This is a genomic window from Thermogemmatispora sp. (assembly GCF_042408735.1).
Taxonomy (GTDB): Bacteria; Chloroflexota; Ktedonobacteria; order Ktedonobacterales; family Ktedonobacteraceae; genus Thermogemmatispora.
Window position 1 is genome coordinate 18,042 of the sequence record NZ_JBHOQV010000176.1, and the last position, 16,787, is coordinate 34,828.

The 16,787-nt window shown below is 61.8% G+C and carries 10 protein-coding genes; 4 read left to right on the forward strand and 6 right to left on the reverse strand.

Annotation, left to right across the window (positions count from 1 at the left end):
• Positions 1-963: 963 nt before the first annotated feature.
• The 3 genes from ACFMO7_RS18930 to ACFMO7_RS18940 all read right to left on the reverse strand — a co-directional run bounded on the left by ACFMO7_RS18930 (position 964) and on the right by ACFMO7_RS18940 (position 6,235).
• Positions 964-1,437: a nuclear transport factor 2 family protein gene (locus tag ACFMO7_RS18930; RefSeq protein WP_376797050.1), complete on the reverse strand. Its 474-nt coding sequence runs from the start codon at positions 1,435-1,437 to the stop codon at positions 964-966.
• Positions 1,438-1,945: 508 nt separating this feature from the next.
• A complete protein-coding gene (locus ACFMO7_RS18935) occupies positions 1,946-3,733 on the reverse strand; it encodes an extracellular solute-binding protein (protein ID WP_376797051.1) in 1,788 nt (595 codons plus the stop codon).
• A gap of 108 nt (positions 3,734-3,841) precedes the next feature.
• On the reverse strand, positions 3,842-6,235 hold the full coding sequence (locus tag ACFMO7_RS18940; RefSeq protein ID WP_376797052.1) for a protein kinase: 2,394 nt from the start codon (positions 6,233-6,235) through the stop codon (positions 3,842-3,844).
• Between the two features lie 487 nt (positions 6,236-6,722).
• Here ACFMO7_RS18940 and ACFMO7_RS18945 point away from each other — a divergent pair, with 487 nt between their 5' ends.
• The 4 genes from ACFMO7_RS18945 to yedA all read left to right on the forward strand — a co-directional run bounded on the left by ACFMO7_RS18945 (position 6,723) and on the right by yedA (position 11,651).
• Entirely contained in the window at positions 6,723-7,727 is a 1,005-nt protein-coding gene (locus ACFMO7_RS18945; protein WP_376797053.1) for an Rpn family recombination-promoting nuclease/putative transposase, read from the forward strand.
• Positions 7,728-7,745: 18 nt separating this feature from the next.
• Positions 7,746-8,039: a hypothetical protein gene (locus ACFMO7_RS18950; RefSeq protein WP_376797054.1), complete on the forward strand. Its 294-nt coding sequence runs from the start codon at positions 7,746-7,748 to the stop codon at positions 8,037-8,039.
• 708 nt (positions 8,040-8,747) lie between these two features.
• Positions 8,748-10,145 carry an FAD-binding oxidoreductase gene (locus ACFMO7_RS18955; RefSeq protein WP_376797055.1) on the forward strand — a complete coding sequence of 466 codons (1,398 nt, stop codon included), beginning with the start codon at positions 8,748-8,750 and terminating at the stop codon, positions 10,143-10,145.
• Between the two features lie 447 nt (positions 10,146-10,592).
• A complete protein-coding gene (gene yedA / locus ACFMO7_RS18960; protein WP_376797056.1) occupies positions 10,593-11,651 on the forward strand; it encodes a drug/metabolite exporter YedA in 1,059 nt (352 codons plus the stop codon).
• 156 nt (positions 11,652-11,807) lie between these two features.
• On the opposite strand, the gene ACFMO7_RS18965 is transcribed toward yedA, so the two are convergent.
• The 3 genes from ACFMO7_RS18965 to ACFMO7_RS18975 all read right to left on the reverse strand — a co-directional run bounded on the left by ACFMO7_RS18965 (position 11,808) and on the right by ACFMO7_RS18975 (position 16,534).
• Positions 11,808-12,776, reverse strand: a complete 969-nt coding sequence (locus ACFMO7_RS18965; RefSeq protein ID WP_376797057.1) for an aldo/keto reductase — start codon at positions 12,774-12,776, stop codon at positions 11,808-11,810.
• 547 nt (positions 12,777-13,323) lie between these two features.
• Positions 13,324-14,319: a helix-turn-helix domain-containing protein gene (locus ACFMO7_RS18970; RefSeq protein WP_376797058.1), complete on the reverse strand. Its 996-nt coding sequence runs from the start codon at positions 14,317-14,319 to the stop codon at positions 13,324-13,326.
• Positions 14,320-14,755: 436 nt separating this feature from the next.
• The gene (locus tag ACFMO7_RS18975; RefSeq protein ID WP_376797059.1) at positions 14,756-16,534 is read right to left on the reverse strand and encodes a hypothetical protein; all 1,779 of its coding nucleotides are present in this window, start codon (positions 16,532-16,534) and stop codon (positions 14,756-14,758) included.
• Positions 16,535-16,787 lie beyond the last annotated feature (253 nt).

Sequence of the window (16,787 nt, forward strand, 5' to 3'; positions counted from 1 at the left end):
GGTTGGCATGGTCACCTGGTCTGGAAGAGACAGGATAGCTACGGCTCGCCTGCCCTCACTCGCTGGAACGCGCAACAGGCGCCGCTCTCCAAAGGGTGAATCGGGAGAACCGGCCTCTCTCCAGCACAGACAGACAGGCAGACAGAGCCGCTAGAGGGCAAACGTGGTCACCCTTCTCCAGCCATTGCAGGCTCCCAAAGATGAAGCAGTGCCGCCGCTTGCTTTCCTGTCCTCGTCGGTTGGTGTCCGATGTTGCTTGCTGGCCTGTCAGATGGCACGTCTGACAGGGAGGTCCCCCCTGAGCGAGTCGCCTTCCTTCCGACTCTTCAAGGAGGTGCAATTAGAGTATAGCATTTCATTGAATAGATATCAATGATCTAAATGGCAAAGTGTTAATAATATGTAAAATAGAGACTTTGATGCAGCCTCAGCAAGAGAGGGCAGTGGCAGGTGGTTCGCTGCCACCCGGAGATGGCCCGGGCAGCCTGGCTCGCCAGGCATCGGAGCCGGCAGATAGGAACCTGTTACAGCAGGGAGGGCCGGGAAGAAAGCTCTCGGGGGAAAGCTCGGGGCCATCCAGGTGGGTGGTCGCTGCAATGCTGGCAGGTCAGGTCAGGCCAGGCCAGGCTAGAACTCAGCTAGAGAGCGAGTGCAGGGAGGGGGCAATAGAGAGCGGGAGAGCAAAAGGAGGGCCACCGATAGCCTGCTGTTCGGAGAGGGAAGTGAGCATCAAGAGCCTGGCTGGTTGGCTTGCTGGCTGGACGGGCCAGACCGCTGCGGGGCAGCCCGCTGCGCTGGTCTGGCTGGCAGACGATGGCAGTGCCAGGCCACGCCTGCCAGCCAGAGTAGAACGGTTGATGCTAGTGGGGCTGCCGGCCCAATTGTTCGGCCTGCCCTGGGGAGGGTTGCAGAGCAGCCTGTTCGTTCCTCCACCCTGGTTGGCTCCCTCGCCCGTGGTCTCAGTCAGAGCCTGAAGGGAAGCCAGCGCAGAGGCGGAAAAACCTGCTCAACGATGGAAAAGTAATCGTAGTAGTCGCTCTGCCGCAGGATGAGGCCGCTCCTGACCAGGAAGACGCTGACACCATCGACTTGAAAGGGACGGGAGAGCCAGGACTGACCCAGGAGTCGCGGCGTTTTGCCGGAGGCAATCCAGCAGACGACCGCCTGCCCATCGCTGAAAAAGCGGCGCGTGGGTGTATATTGAATGGTCGGCATACTGGCGAAGCGCTGGCTGAACCAGCGCGCAATCTCCTGATGACCCCGGCGCGCATGGCGCATGCCGGTATCAAAGAGTTCGGCGCCGCCGTCATAGAGGGCAACTAGCTCGTCGACGTCGTGGGCATTGAAGGCGACGATCCAGCGATTGATGAGAATGGGCAGCTCCATGCCTCCCGGCGCAGAGCCGCTTTGCTCAAAGCTGTCCCGGTTGGTTCGCACGCCTCTTTCTCCTCCGCTTCTGCAGCTCTCCGGTGGTGGCTTCCTCGTGCTCTGTATTGTAGCGCAGGAGGGCGCCAAGCACAAATATCCTGGTCAAGCGGGAACGATGGCGCTAGATCTCGCTTCTTCTCCAATCCGAGCTTAGCGCTGGACCAGACAGGGAAAGGGAACCTTCCACCAGCCTGGCCGATGCGATGGCCACTGCTCTCTCTGCCTGGGGGAGAAAATGGCCTCTGCTGTGGAAGGTCAATGGGGAAAGCCCTCACACCAGGAAAAGAGGCCCGCCACCTGCGACGCCTGTCCTATCTCCCCGCTCACCCCGCATCTCCAGAGGGATCGCCTTATCGAAGCTTCTATTACCAGTTCTCCCAGATAGCGGCGTCCTCTCTGATGAGGAGCGCTTCCCATAGGCCGCGGCAGCGGAGACCGCGGGCAAGATGGGAGACGCTCCTCTCCTCTTTTCGGTAGCAGGCCGTCTGCCTCTCTGGCCGCATTGCATGGGGGGCCTTCAGAAGAAGAGGCTGATCTGATTGTAGACGGCGCGAATGTTCTGGGGGGTTCCGGCATATTCCTGGGCTCCGGTGGCTGTCGCGATAGATGTGAGGGCCTTGACGTCGGCATCTGTGCCATAGGCGATGGTGAAGACCCTGATCCCCCTGCCAGCATCTTCTCCGCGCGGCGTAATGCGCTGGAGCAGGGCCTCTAATGAGAGCTGACTGCGATTATCCTGCCCGTCAGTCAGGACCACAACAGCCTTGATGTCTTCGGTAACAAAGCTGCCAAGGTCCTGGACCTGCTGGGCAATCGTATCAAAAAGACGGGTACCTCCGCTCGCTGTAATGGCTCCGATCTGCTGAAGGGTCTGCTGACGCTTGGGACCAACCGGCGACAGAGGACTGATGACGCCGGCTTGATCGCTGAAGACGGTAAGTCCAAGCTGGTCATTGTCGCTCATAAGGCGGACAAAATCGCTGAGACCCTGGCGCGCAGCATCAATCTTGCTGACACCGTTCAGGCTGTCGTTCATACTGCCAGAGATGTCCAGAATAAGCATGGCAGCGACGCGCCGTTTCTGGGCCTGCCAGGTGCTTTCGATGGCTCCTACGACGTCAACCGAGGGGACCTGCAGGACGGTTCGAGGCTGCTGTGGATCAACGCCATGGGCCTGATCAAGGGGAGCGCTCACGGGCACCGAGGGTAAGGCGGGACGAAAGCCGTAGCGTAGAGCCTTGACTTGCTGCTGTGGAGCCAGGAGGAAGGCACGCAGGACCTCAGCAGCACTTTCTTTAGCTGGCGTGAGCCAACTGCCTTGAAGGATGGCATAAGGGTGGTCGCTGTAGAAGGTGCCCTCTTTGGGATAGATGGCTACCACGGGCAAGGGCAGATGAGGATAGCTGTGGCCGTCGTTGGCCTCAACAACCAGGTTCTCGTACATGACCGCCGCGCTAAGAAAGCCTGGTCCTTTGTTGAACATCTCGTCGGCGAAGAAGCCGGTACTCTCACCGTAGTGAATGACCGACCTCTCAACATCAGCAATAAGGCTACGCACGCGAGGGTCGCTGATATCCGCCTCAGTCAACCCGCGCTGCTTGCTCAGAGCGGCGTAGCTCATAGCGATAATGGCATCAAGCCCAGAATTCGAATAGGCCGGATGGGTGTGACCAAACTTGAAGCTGCCAGCTTCAGGGTGCCCATAGGCGGCCCATCCCCGTGGGTCTTTGCTCAGTCGCGCGATGTCGCTCCAGCCGATGGAGCGCTGCGGCCAGCCGAGCGCCTCAGCCAGCGGTTTCCACATGGCAATGACTACAGGACTGCTGACCAGCGAGGGCGTGGCGCTGGCTCCCATGTCGATAAGGTCGTGCCCCGTCTTCTGGTGCCAGCGCGCATTGAGAAGGTTAAGCCAGACGCTGCCGGCGGGACTCCAGACATCGGGTCTGAGGCTGCCATCGAGGATCTGCTGCAGGGAAGTCCCCGAGCCAATGGGAACGGCTTTGACGGTGATGGCCCCATCGCAGGCAGCATAATGATGGTTGTTAAAGTCAGCGATGACATCTTGCATCCAGGCTTGCTTCTCGGAGCCGTAGTAGAGGGCCAGGGTCACTGGATCGCTCGAGTGGTGCTGACAGCGCACCGCATAGGGGGCCGGCGTAGGCGTCAACTGAGCAGTGGCCCCCCACGAACCCACACAGCTCATCAGGAGCGTGAAGAGTAGCAAGAGGACACAGACCAGACAGAAGAGACCAATCCATAGCGCTCTCCGCCTCCGCCGGTTCAGACCGCGACCGTCTCTTTCCATAGCCTTCAATTATCCTTTCGTGCCAAATGCGCGATAAGTTGCACCACCAGAAGTTGTTGTATAACAGAGGCGCTGGATCTTTCTCGAGCGTAACCTGGTTTCAGAAGATCAGCTGGTAGCCGTGGCACTGCTGCCGTAGGCACTCAGCCAGACCTGCAGCAAGGCATCCGTCACGTCGCCAGAGGGCGGCTGGGCCTGCGGACCAAGCTGGGGTGCTATGTTCAGGCTGCGCTCCAGATCAGGAAAAGGATTGCCGGCGAGGCGCTCGTGAATGCTGACCCGAGCACTGGTAGGCCGGAAGCCGCTTTTGAGGGCCTCGCGCTGCTGCTCATCTTCCAGGAGGAAGTCGCGAAAGAGGCGCGCTGCTTCCTGTTGCTCGGGAGTGACCCACTCGGCGTCCAGGATGGCAAAAGGATGATCGCTTAGCAGGTTGAGGGCCGGGTAGAAGGGTAGCAGGGCCATGTTCTGGCGCTGGCGGGCTTCCTTCTGATAGGTCAGGACCAGGTTCTCATAGGTGAAGGCGATATCGTAAGAGGAAGGTCCTTTGAGGATAACTTCGCGTTCAAGGTAAGTGCCGCTGCTGCGTCCGAATTGGGTGACCGCTCCCTCAATGTCGCCGAGGTAGCGCATGAATCCCTGATCGCGCACCTGCTCTCTGGTCAGGCCACGCTGCTGACGGAAGTAGGCATAGGCCAGCAGGGTGATGCTGAGCAGGCCACTATTCGACTGGTCGGGGCGCGTCTGAGCCAGCTTGACCAGCCCCCAGGAGGCGGAGGCCCCCAGGTCCTGCCAGCCGTTTTTGAGCAGGACAGCGCTGTGAATGACTGACCAGTCGATGCTGTGGTAGCGCTTTAAGAGGAACTGCGCACGCTCTTCCCAGACGGCGAAAACCAGAGGGCTGAAGACGAGCGAGCGCGGAGATAGCTCCGCTGAGGAGGCGAGGATCTCTTTGCCACCGTGAGCGGCTTTCCAGGCATCGGCGAGCTGGTTTAACTCCAGGGTACTGGCTGGGCTCCAGGCGATGGGGCGGAGCTGACCACTGAGAATGCGGTTGCGGGCGTCCAGGGAGCCGCGTTCTTCAGGCTGTGGCAGGCTGATGCGTCTGCCCCCGATGGTCAGGCCGCGCTGGTTAAAGGCTGCAATGGCGGCCCTCAGCCAGCTTTCTTTCTCACTGCTGTAGACAAAGCTGAGAGTGATCTCTTCTCCCGCGCCAGTCGTTTCGCTGCCGGTCCGGCGGGCGAAGAAGAAGGGTATACTGAACACGCCAACGCCGGCCACAAGGCCGACCGCGCCTATGGCGAGTAACCGGCGACGAGATATGCGTCTTCCTCCCTGTGCAGGAACTGGGGATTGGGGTCTCTGGCCAGGTCCTGCTGGTGGCGCGGTCACCGGCGTCGACAGGCTGGCCGCAGGCGGCAGGATGGGGGCCGATGCCTCCGTCCGTCCAGCGGCAGTTGCGGCTGTCAAACCGGGGAGAGAGCTTCCGGGCAGGCCTCCGGAGGTGAAGCCGGCAGCCAGGATGGCCATGTACATGGCGGCGGCAGACTGATAACGCTGGGATGGTTCCTCCGCCATAGCTGTCAGGATGATGACCTCGCTGGCCGCAGAGATGCGCGGGTTAAGGGTGCGCGGGGTCTGAAAGAGGCTGGGATTGACGCGCCTCGTCGGGGCATCAAGGGGTAATTCGCCGGTCAGCAGTTCGTAGAGGGTGGCTCCCAGCGCATAGATGTCAGAGCGAGCGTCGCTCTGGCCGCGCCCGTACTGTTCCAGAGGAGCATAGCCCTGGGAACCAAGCAGGGTTGTGTCGCGCGTGACCTGGCTTTTAAAAATGCGCGCGATGCCAAAGTCGATGAGTTTGAGCTGGCCGTCCGGCGTCAACATGACGTTGGCAGGCTTCATGTCGCGGAAGATGATGACCTGGGGGCGCGTGTGGAGGTAGTGCAGGACAGCACATAGCTGCAAGCCCCAGCCCATGACGGTCGCTTCGTCAAGGGGGCCCCCCTCTTCTTCCAGGACTTTCGCCAGGGTTTTGCCTTCGATAAACTCCATGACCAGATAGGCTTTTCCAGCCTCTTCGAAGAAGTCGCTGACGTTGGGGAGATTAGGATGCTGAAGCTGGACCAGCAGATCGGCCTCTTGCCGGAAGTCTGCCAGGGCGCGCGCCTTTTCGCTGGGGCTGAGCAGGGCGTCGCCCATTTCTTTGATGGCCACCTGACGCCGGGCAGAGAAGCGCAAATCTAGCGCCTTGTAGACGGCTCCAAAACCGCCTTTGCCAACGAGAGCCACGATGCGGTAGCGTCCGCTGAGCAGGACGCCAGGACTAAGGGCACCGGTGATCCGCCGACTGCCGCCGGTGCTCGGCGGCGAGGAGATCACGGCCGCATAGACACCGGTCGGAGGTCCAGCCAGCGTGTAACCGCAGTTGACGCAGAATTGCTCGCTGGGCGCGTTCGGGGTACCGCAGTGACCACAGGTGAGGAATCCACCAGTTTGACGCTGCAAGGGTTTTCACTTCCTCGTGCATTGGAGAGCACCAGAGCGCGCGTCTGGGCCTCTTCCGGCCTGCTGCTGGGCGCCGCACGCTGGTGTTGATCGTACTCTGCCTACTTGCTTTAGACGCTTTCAGTATGCCGCCACGAGATTATCTCAGCTTTACTGAGATGTTAAGGGGATGTAAAAGCCAGCTTAAGGGATAGCAGCCATCGAATGGGGACTTTGCTGGAGGCACTCTGGAGCAGAGTGGGCCTGCAGGCTCTACACCCCTTGGCCAGGCGAGGGCCTTCTTGTTGGATTGTTCTTTCCAGCTGGGCCCTGGCTTGGCCTGGCCTGCTGGTCGGTCTGCGCAGCCTCTGGACACGGTCAGTTTCCTTTCTAAGAGACAAGCAAGCGATATTTTTATTTATAGAGAAACTATCCTATATTGACTGATAGACAAGAGGTGATTATAATAGATGTGCTTCACTTAATAGAGTGTCTGTCGGGAGGTGTGATGAGCCGTTTGGGACAACAGCGCTGGGACCGCAGTTCGCGGGGCCTGCTCCAGGCTGCCTTGAAAGATGTGCTGACCTGGCTCTGTGAAGGGGTGGAGCTGATCGGTGAGTGTGAGGAGGGGTCTCGTCTCTCGGGTGAGATGCAGAGTTTGCAGCTGCGCGCCGATGAACTCTGTCGTGTCCAGGTTGGTGGCCGTCCCTGCCTGTTTCACATCGAGTTCCAGGCCAGGGGCGATGCGCAGATGGCCAACCGTTTGCTGGAGTATAATATAGTTGCGCGGCGCCTCTACAATCAGGAGGTGTTTTCGTGGGTGATCTATTTGCGTGCGGGAGGTGAGACACCTCCTTCGCCGCTACGCTGGCCGGGCTTGCATGAGGGCGAGGCCGATACGCTCTCGTTCTCTTATGGCGTGGTGAAGCTCTGGGAAGTGCCCGTTGAGGATCTGCTGCGCCTCGATTTGCCTGGCATCTGGCCGCTGGCTCCGCTCTGTCGCGGGGGTCGGCGTTATGAGGTCGTTGAGCGTGTACTCACGGGTCTGGAACAGGCGAAAGAGCATCAGCGCATCTCAGAACAGCAAATGCGTGATATTCTTGTTCATGCCAAGACACTGGCTGATCTGACGTTCCAGGGTCACGAGGATTTCAGTCGTGTTCAAAGGAGATTTGAGATGCTTCGAGAAATCTATCGGGAATCGCCCGCTGTACAGGAATGGCTCGCCGAAGGTCGGGCTCAGGGCCTCTCCGAAGGTCGGGCTCAGGGCCTCTCCGAAGGCCGGGCTCAGGGCCTCTCCGAAGGCCGCCTCGCTGCCTCCCAAGAGCATGTGCTCTCTCTGCTGGCTCGCCGCTTCCCCTCTCTCGTCCCCGAGCTGGAGCCACGTATCCGCTCCCTGCAGGACCCTGATCTCCTCGGCGACCTCCTGCTGCGCCTCAGCGAGATCTTCGATCCCCAGGCTGCCCGTGCGCTTTTCCTGACTGACAGCGACTCCTCAGGCCAGGATCAGTAAGCGACTGGGAGGTCGACCATGCTCCTGGATGTGCTACAGCAATCGCCCGCTGTACAGGAATGGCTCGCCGAAGGTCGGGCTCAGGGCCTCTCCGAAGGTCGGGCTCAGGGCCTCTCCGAAGGCCGCCTCGCTGCCTCCCAAGAGCATGTGCTCTCTCTGCTGGCTCGCCGCTTCCCCTCTCTCGTCCCCGAGCTGGAGCCACGTATCCGCTCCCTGCAGGATTCTGATCTCCTCGGCGACCTTCTGCTGCGCCTCAGCGAGATCTTCGATCCCCAGGCTGCCCGTGCGCTCTTCCTCTCTTCGGGGGTTTGAGGCCAAGGCGCCAGCCAGATTACGAACCGCCAACTGAACCAGAGCGCACGACAGAACAGGCAAGGACCAGGCAGGCCAGCCCCCGCTGCAGATGCTCCCGCCAGCCCTTCCTTGCCTGCATCCTTCTCCCCGTGCTTATTCACCGGTCAGCACCGGGACCCCACTCTCTTCTGCCTTTGAGGGAGCCTCTACGCTTTTCTCCCCGTTCTTGCTGCCGTTGCCGGCATTCAGATCCTCCATGATGAGACTCAGCTGCTCCAGCAGCGCCTGCAGTGCAGGTCCTCTACGATATCGCCAATGATCTCATCGGGTACAGGCAGCTCGCTGGCGTCTTCCAGAGAGCATGGTCACGCAGCCAGAAGATGCCAGGGTTGACTTTGTCACCTCTGGCCAGCCCTTGATAGCTGAAGGCAACGAGGTACCTCCAATGAGGTGGGGTCCCCCAGCAAATGGGGGACCCAGCACAACGCCCCGTGACCACTCGTCCTAAGCCTTCAGGGTACAGGCGCGCTGCACCAGGTCCGCTCACCCCTCGCCCGATCCTCCCTCGATCAGGGGACAACGCAAACGAGGTAGGTACCCTTGCGCTTGCCCAGATGGCACAGCGATGAGTAGGATTACTTACGGCGAAGCTGCGCAACGTCTGCAGGAAAGCAGAGTGTTTTTTTTAGTGCATCGACCTCAACAGAGATAAGGAGCCCAAGAAGTATGGCAATAGAGGAGAGGTCTTCATCGTTCAATGCAAGCGCCCTGCAGACGAATCTGCGCGGGCAAGTTATCCAGAGAGGCGAGGCCACCTATGAGATGGCTCGCCGTCTCTACAACGGCATGATCGATAAGCGGCCAGCCCTCATCGTGCGTTGCGCCGACGTGGCCGACGTCATTATCGCCGTCAATTTCGCCCGCGCCCACCGGCTGCCGCTGGCGATTCGCAGCGGGGGGCACAATGCGGGCGGACTGGGGAGCTGCGATGATGGCCTGGTCATCGACCTGTCCCTGCTGCGCTATACCCACGTTGATCCCGACCGGCAGACAGCGCGCGTCGGGGCAGGCAGCACCTGGGGCGACGTCGACCATGCAACCCATGCCTTCGGCCTGGCCGTGCCCTCTGGGATCATCTCGACGACAGGTGTCGGCGGCCTGACCCTAGGCGGCGGCCTGGGTCATCTGACGCGTGCCTACGGTCTGGCCATCGACAACCTGCTCGAAGCAACAGTCGTCTTGGCCGATGGCAGCCTGGTAGTCACCAGCGAACAGCAGCATCCTGACCTCTTCTGGGCCTTGCGTGGTGGCGGCGGCAATTTCGGAGTCGTCACCTCCTTCCTCTTTCGCACCCAGCCAGTCGATACGGTCTATGCCGGCCCGATGCTCTGGGAACTAGAAGAGGCGCCCGAGATTCTCCGCTGGTACCAGAGCCTGATCACGACAGCCCCCGACGAACTCAACGGCTTCTTCGCCTTCCTGACCGTTCCGGCGGGGCCGCCCTTCCCGGACCACCTGCATAACAAGAAACTCTGCGGCATCGTCTGGTGCTACACCGGACCGCTGGCCGAGGCCGAACGGACCTTCCAGCCGATCCGCCAGTTTCGTCAGCCAGCGCTAGACCTCGTTGGCCCGCTACCTTTCCCAGCGCTCCAGAGCATGTTTGACGCGCTCTATCCTCCCGGGCTACAGTGGTATTGGAAGGCGGACTTTGTGAAAGAGCTGAGCGACGCGGCACTTGACCTGCACATGCACCACGGCTCTCAGCTCCCAACCCCCCAATCAACCATGCACCTCTACCCGGTCAATGGCGCTGCCAGTCGCGTGGCCCGCCAGGCCACCGCCTGGAGCTACCGCGATGCAACCTGGGCAGAGGTCATCGTGGGGGTCACGCCCGACCCGGCCCAGAAAGAGACGATCACCACCTGGGCGCGTACCTACTGGGCCGCACTGCACCCCTACGCGGAGCGCGGGGCCTACGTCAACTTCATGATGGAGGAAGAGGGGGATGAGCGCATCCGCGCCGCCTACCGAGAAAACTACGAGCGACTACGTCAGGTGAAGCGGCACTACGATCCAGCCAATCTCTTCCGCATCAACCAGAACATCCCGCCCGCCAGCTAGGGCCGATCCTCCTGCAGACCGACGTTCGTCCTCCGCGCAGAGCGCACAGAGCAGCGGCGCGCTCCCCAGGAGAATAGCCTCCCTGGACCACGCGCCGCCTCTTCCTGGTTCCTGCTACCGCCCTCCTGGCACTCAGAGCCTCTCAAAGCAAGAGGGCAGAGCGCCAGCCCTCCCTTCTGCCCAGTCCCCCGCCGCAAGAGCCAATCTGACCCTTCTTTCCCACCATTGGCTGTAGCCAACGCGCTGGCCAGCAGCTACAATTTTTCAAGGGGCACCTGCGAGCGATCCTGATCGAATCCGGACACCCGTCCTTCACCTCCGATCCAGCCATACCATACCAGCAGCCACGCCACGGAGCGACCTGTCCCGCCCTGTGACGCCAGCGAACAGATTCACTATGACGTTTTCTGCTTTACTGTCGTATCAGCATCTTTTCTACTAGCAGCTATGCAAAGAAAACAGATTACTTCCCTATTAAGAGTAAGAGGAGATCGTCAAGATTCGGCCAGCACCCAGACCCAGTCAGGCCCTGCCGCTGGAGGCCGGCGCGCAGGCCATCTGCGGCCTGCCGACCGACTTGGCATTATCCTGGCCCTGCTGGCTCTCTATCTTATTTGGGGTTCCACTTATCTGGGGATGCGCCAGGCTCTGGCCAGTTTTCCCCCATTCCTCATGGGTGGCCTGCGCTTCATCTGCGCCGGTACCCTGCTCTATCTCTTGCTGCGCCTGCGCGGAGAAGCGCGGCCCAATCGGCGCCAGTGGCTGGCCGGTGCTGGCATAGGCATCCTCATGCTTGTCGGCAGCAACGGTCTGATAGCCTTTGCCGAACAATGGGTCGCCAGCGGGCTAGCCGCCATCGCTCTGGCCGCTGTCCCGCTGTGGACCGCGCTCTTCTCGGGCCTGGGTGGGCGCTGGCCACGGCGTGTTGAATGGTTTGGCCTGCTCATCGGCTTCGGCGGTGTCATCCTGCTCAATCTGCAGAGCGGCCTGCGAGCCAATCCCCAGGGCGCCATCGCCCTCTTCATCGCCCCAATCTGCTGGTCTCTGGGCTCCGTCTGGAGCGCGCGCCTGCCCCTGGCCTCTGGCCTGATGGCCAGCGCCACTCAGATGCTGGCCGGCGGCCTGGCTCAGCTGACCATCGGCCTGCTGCTGGGTGAACGCCCCAGCCTGCCACCAGCACCCAGCGCTCTCCTGGCGCTCATCTATCTTGTCGGCGCTGGCTCCCTGCTCGGCTACTGCGCCTACGGCTACCTGCTGCGGCGTGTCCGCCCTGCCCTGGCAACCAGCTATGCCTACGTCAATCCGCTGGTTGCCGTCTTCCTGGGCGCTCTGCTCGCTCGCGAGCAAGTCTCGCCCCTGGAATTACTTGCCATGCTCATCATCCTCGGCAGCGTTGCCCTCATCTCGCTCCAGCCACGACCCGTCAGCCCCACCGACACCAATGGTCCTGTGGTTTGCAAGCAGAGCGAGTCACCCCAGCTCAGTTCAATGCGCCTCGAGCGCTAGACGAGCGAAGCGCGGCCGGCCGCGAGGGAAGAGAGACAAAGAAGGGGAGGGAGAGAGGCAGGAGAGAGAGATACATTGCCGTCAGCGGCGGACGAGGCCGAAGCAGATCGGCCTCGCCGCCAGCGAGGCAGCTCATGGACACGAAGAAGAGGACATTCAGGGGTTGGCGCGCAGGAAATTTTCGATCTCCTCCAGCTCGCTTGGAGAGAGCCGGAACTCCGCTGCGCCGATCAGCTCGCTGATCTGCTCGGGCCGACGCGCCCCCACGATCGCCCCCGTCACCGCTGGATGGCGCAAGGTCCAGGCGATGGCCACCTCTCCCGTGGTTCGCCCATAGCGATAGCCGATGTCGCCCAGCAGCTTCGCCAGAGCCAGATTGCGCGAGAGACGCGGCTCCTGGAAATCGGCATGGTGTTTACGCCAGTCATTATCCGGCAGGGCCGCCACGCGCTCCCTGGTCATGCGCCCCGTCAGCAGGCCGGAGGCCATCGGCGAATAGACAATCACCCCGATATGATGCTGCTGGCAATAGGGTAGGATCTCCGCCTCGATCTCGCGATGGATCAACGAGTAGGGCGGCTGCAGCGAGCTGATGGGAGCAATGGCCCGCGCTCGCTCCATCTGGGCGACATTGAAGTTTGAGACTCCGATGTAGCGCACCTTGCCCGCACGCTGCAGCTCAGCCAGCGTGCTCCAGCCCTCCTCGATATCCTCATCGGGGACCGGCCAGTGAATCTGGTAGAGATCGATCACCTCGACGCCGAGCCGGCGCAGACTGGCCTCAGCCTCGCGCCGAATCGAGTCGGCCTTGAGCACATTGCGTACCTGACCATTGCTGGTCTCATCCCAGACAAGCGAGCATTTCGTAAAAATGTAAGGGCGCTCGTTAGGACCGCGCTCGCGCACGGCGCGCCCGACAATCTCCTCGGAATGTCCCAGGCCGTAGGCCGCCGCGGTATCGATCCAGTTGATGCCCAGGTCCAAAGCCTTGTGAATCGTTGCCAGCGACTCGGCATCATCCTGCGGTCCCCAGCCAAAGCTCCAGTTGCCGCCCCCAATCGCCCAGGTTCCCAGCCCCAGCGGCGTGATCTCCATGTCGGTGTTCCCTAAGCGTCGCTTCTGCATAGACACTCCTTCCGCAACCTATTCGCCATCTCAACGATCGTGTGGTACAGGCCCAGAAGGCTCTCACAGCCCCTGGCCTTCTCATCTTATTCCAAAGGAGGCCCGGGGCGCAAACTCAGGCAGAGAGCTTGTTTGCAGGAAGACCACCAGACGAGACTGAGTCAGCCAGGGAGCAAGAGCCTGCTCAGACAGGCCCAGACCCATCGACAGGGCAGCCCCTCCCCCACAAGCGGCTGTTCGTCTGCCTGCTACCCTGGCCAGAGATCGGCTGCAGCGGGTCGCACGTCCCACAGCCCGGCCTGAGCTGAGCCAAGGCGACGATCGCAATTGGCCGGGGAAGGCCGCTACGCGGTCCAGTGGCTATCTCTTCCTTGGTTGGGACCCTGGCGCCGGCGAGCAGGGCGCCAGGCAAGAAGGGAGAGTCAGCGAAGCGAGCGCTTGGGTCAGAAGCAGGCGGCGAGCGCGTGAAGAGGGTGGGCACGGCAGGAGGAGGAAACAGGGGCCAGGCCCAGCTGCAGATTCCTCTTCACGCTTCCTGGCCTGAGCCTCACTCTTGTAGCTCTGGCAGGGGCAGCCCGAGCAGCTCCTCCTCTAGCTGCTGCCAGACCAGTTGCTCCGCCTGCGTCACCTTCAGCGGGCGCTCGTTCAGAGCTGCCTCGCGCATCAGAGCCGCAACACGGCGCTGGAAGTGCTTGAAATATTCTTCCTGGACCTCCGAGGAGGGCATGGTTTGCAAATCAATCATCTGCAGCTCATAGAATTCGTGCGGCTCAAAGGCCAGCCCGAGGAGATCGGCATACTCCTGCACCAGACGACTGCGCCCAGGTGAGAAGAAGTCAGATCGCGTGCTGGAGACCAGCAGGCCCCCGGCCACACAGCTAGAGCGCAGAATCGGCGCGATGGCGCAGCCCACCTCTCCCTCAATGGGGCGCGCAGGATAATAGCCCTGATCTCGCGTCAGGTCCTGAATGACGATCAGCCGCCCCTGGGCGACCGTATAGCCAGCCAGCGACTCGGCTCCCAAAAAGCCCGCTTTCTGCTCGACGCTGCTCTGCCAGGGGCCAGTACCAATGCCAACTCGCTTGCGCAGGCTGCGCACTTTGCCCCCAGGCCCGGACGGCGGCATACATTGCACGACGGTAATTGCAATGCCCACCTGATGCGGATCAAGCTGTCCAATCGCTTGCTGAAGAATCAGGCTGGCAATAGACCAGAAGCGCAACATGGCCAGCGCTGTGGCATGGGTATTGAGGACACGAGCATAGAAGGCTGAGGGGATCTCTTCCTCCTCCAGTTCCAGGGCCGGCTCCCCAAGACCGGAGAGGCCAAACTCTTCACTGAAGGCCTGTTGTAGCTCCGCACGATACTGTGGAAGCGCCTCCGCCAACAACCTCAGATTCTGAGGGCGGGGCTGCGACTCTCCTTCAGCCCAGCGCGTCAGGGTCAGTGGTGTCACCCCCAACTTGTTGGCCAGCATCTGTTTCTGCCGCGGGTCACTAATGAGGCTTGCCAGCAGTTCCCGCCAGTTTCGGCTCTGTTGCATCTAACTACCTTGGTCCTTTGAAATAGTGGGTGGATACAGATCGCGTTCCTGCCCGTTAGCAAAAACCGAGATCCTGATATGGTTATAAGGTGCCAGTGGTAAAACAATCCCCTCTCGCAGCGGCTCCGCGTGGTCAGAAATATTGACAGCGGTTGTAATTATACCACAATTTGCCCGGTGGAGAACGATAGTTGTGCAGACTCAAGGTCCGAAAAGCGGCATTTAGGCTATCTAAACGGTGAAAAGAGGCAGGCGGAGCCGCTGTCGGAGGGCAGCGAAGCGAGAGAGCGAGCCAGCCGGTCGCAGAAGCTGGGGACCTTTGTTACTGAGGCCAGGGACGCAGTTGGACCGCTTCCTTCCCTGGTAGTCTCTGCTCGCGCGCTGCCGCTCTTAGTCTCGCTTCGCCCTCGTTAGTCTTGTACCAGGATCTTGGCGATCAAGCGCCCAGAGCCTCCAGCAACATATCGCCTTCCTCGGGGGAGAGGCGTCCCTCGGCCACCATGCGCAAAATCGCCTCGCGCTCGCGCTCGCGTTCGACAGCGGCTGACTGAGGCTGAGGCTGCTCTGGAGCCTGGTCGGAGGCAGGTACAGGGGGCTTCTCCCCCCTGGCAGAAGTCGGGGACTCAGGGCGCGGGGTGGGCCCTTCTCTTGCTGGGGAGCCGGCAGCCGCTCGCGAAGCGCGCCAGCGTTCTTCAGTGGACGAGGCCAGGCCCAGATTGCGCAGGGCGCGCTCCACCGCTTCCATCGCTCCTACCACTCCCTCCGCCGCCGCCCGCTGAGCCTGATCCAGCATGCGATAGAGGCGCGCCGGATCCATCTGCCACTCCCGTTCCTGGAAGCGCAGGCGCACCCGTGCCCCGCCGGGCTGGTGCCAGAAACGAGCAAAGCGCCGTTCCCAGGCCGCGGCTCGCTCTTGCGCGCGCCGCGATTGCTCTTCCAGCCTGGCCAGCACCTCTTCTCGCCAGCGCGCGCCATATTCCTCGCCAGCCATACTCAGCTCGCGCGCCAGATCCTGAGCCAGGCGGGACATCTCGCGCCCCAGCTCCTGGCCCAAAGCTGACATAGTCCGTCCAAAATCCTTCATTTCTTGCTCGAAGTCTTCCCAGGACCAGAACAAGGAGTGTAAGGCGGTCTCGCCGGCGCGGGGCTGGCCCTCCCCCTGGAGGCGCAGATCTCCACCAACGTTCAGCTCAACCTGGGCCTCGCCAGGGCCATAGACCAGTGAGAGGAGACGAGATTCCGCCAGTTCACGGCCAAGGCCGGGGCCGCTGATGCTGCCGCCTACCACAGCTCGCAGACTGAGATTGGCCTGGGCTGGCAGGAAAAGCACGGCATCGCCGCTGACGTTCAAGCGTGTTGAGGAGCCTGCCGGAAAATCGGCCTGAAGCGAGAGGTCGCCTTCCACAGAACCGATCTCCAGAGAAGCATGCATTCGCTTTAAAACGGCATCCGCCATGACCTGGCTCACTTTCAGGTGGCCCGCCACCTCGCGACAATCCAGGTCGCCGCCGACGCGCCCGATCTCAACCTCTCCCTCGATATCGCGCAGCACTGCATCCTTCTCGATGCCGCCCACCTGAACCTGAGCCGCTCCAACCAGCTCCAGGTTGCCCGCGACCTGTCCCAGGACCACGCCCGTCCCGGCTCCACCTTGAATCTGGGCCTCACCGCCGACGTGCCCGCAGCGGAGCGAGCTTGCGACGGCGGGCAAGCGCAGGTCACCGCTGACCGAGCCGAGCAAGATCGTCCCCCCTCCCTCCACTACCAGATCGCCGCCGACCGCAGAGATCTCCAGGCGCTCAACATCCCTGACCAGCGCATCGCCGCCGACTCCGCCGCGCACGCGCACCAAAGGAACAGCCCGGACGCGCAGATCCCCACTCAGGCGACCGAGTACCAGCGCCTCGCTCACGCGCTCCACCACTAGATCGCGGCCAGCCTCCTCCAGCTCGCAGCGACGAATGCCTCGCAGGATTCCATCGCCGGCGAGCCAGCTCACGTGGAGGGTGGCCTCGGCCGGCAGCCACAGTTTCAGATCGCCCTGACAGTCACCCAGCAGCAATTCACCCTCTTCGCCCTCCATGAGCCTCGCCTCTAGCGCAGCATCGCTCTCGATCAGGACACGCTGAGACTCGCCAGGACCAACGACCAGATCGCCGCTGACACGGCCCACCCTGACCCGCGGTCGCGGGCCAAGGCTCATCGTTTGTCGCATACGCCGCCTCCTGAAGGCAAAACAAAACCCTCAGTTCTGCAACGGACGGAGCGCCCGCTCTCCACCGCCAAGCGACTGGCAGCGACAGCCGCTCGCGCTCGTTGCTGTCAGATCACCCTTCGTCTCTCAAGCCAGTGCAACACAGAAGTCTCGCTGATCGCAGCGCCGCGCCGGGCATAGGCCAGCCAGGAGCGAGCAAGACTGGCTCTTTCTTTCCTGGTCCCCTGCAGGCTCGGCCTGGGTCCCTGCCTGT

What these genes read in the sequence shown, in the direction of transcription:
- ACFMO7_RS18935 (WP_376797051.1), bottom strand. Translation starts at nt 3,733, where the DNA reads ATGGAAAGAGACGGTCGCGGTCTGAACCGGCGGAGGCGGAGAGCGCTA.
- ACFMO7_RS18945 (WP_376797053.1), top strand. Translation starts at nt 6,723, where the DNA reads ATGAGCCGTTTGGGACAACAGCGCTGGGACCGCAGTTCGCGGGGCCTG.
- ACFMO7_RS18950 (WP_376797054.1), top strand. Translation starts at nt 7,746, where the DNA reads ATGCTCCTGGATGTGCTACAGCAATCGCCCGCTGTACAGGAATGGCTC.
- ACFMO7_RS18955 (WP_376797055.1), top strand. Translation starts at nt 8,748, where the DNA reads ATGGCAATAGAGGAGAGGTCTTCATCGTTCAATGCAAGCGCCCTGCAG.
- yedA (WP_376797056.1), top strand. Translation starts at nt 10,593, where the DNA reads ATGCAAAGAAAACAGATTACTTCCCTATTAAGAGTAAGAGGAGATCGT.
- ACFMO7_RS18965 (WP_376797057.1), bottom strand. Translation starts at nt 12,776, where the DNA reads ATGCAGAAGCGACGCTTAGGGAACACCGACATGGAGATCACGCCGCTG.
- ACFMO7_RS18970 (WP_376797058.1), bottom strand. Translation starts at nt 14,319, where the DNA reads ATGCAACAGAGCCGAAACTGGCGGGAACTGCTGGCAAGCCTCATTAGT.
- ACFMO7_RS18975 (WP_376797059.1), bottom strand. Translation starts at nt 16,534, where the DNA reads ATGCGACAAACGATGAGCCTTGGCCCGCGACCGCGGGTCAGGGTGGGC.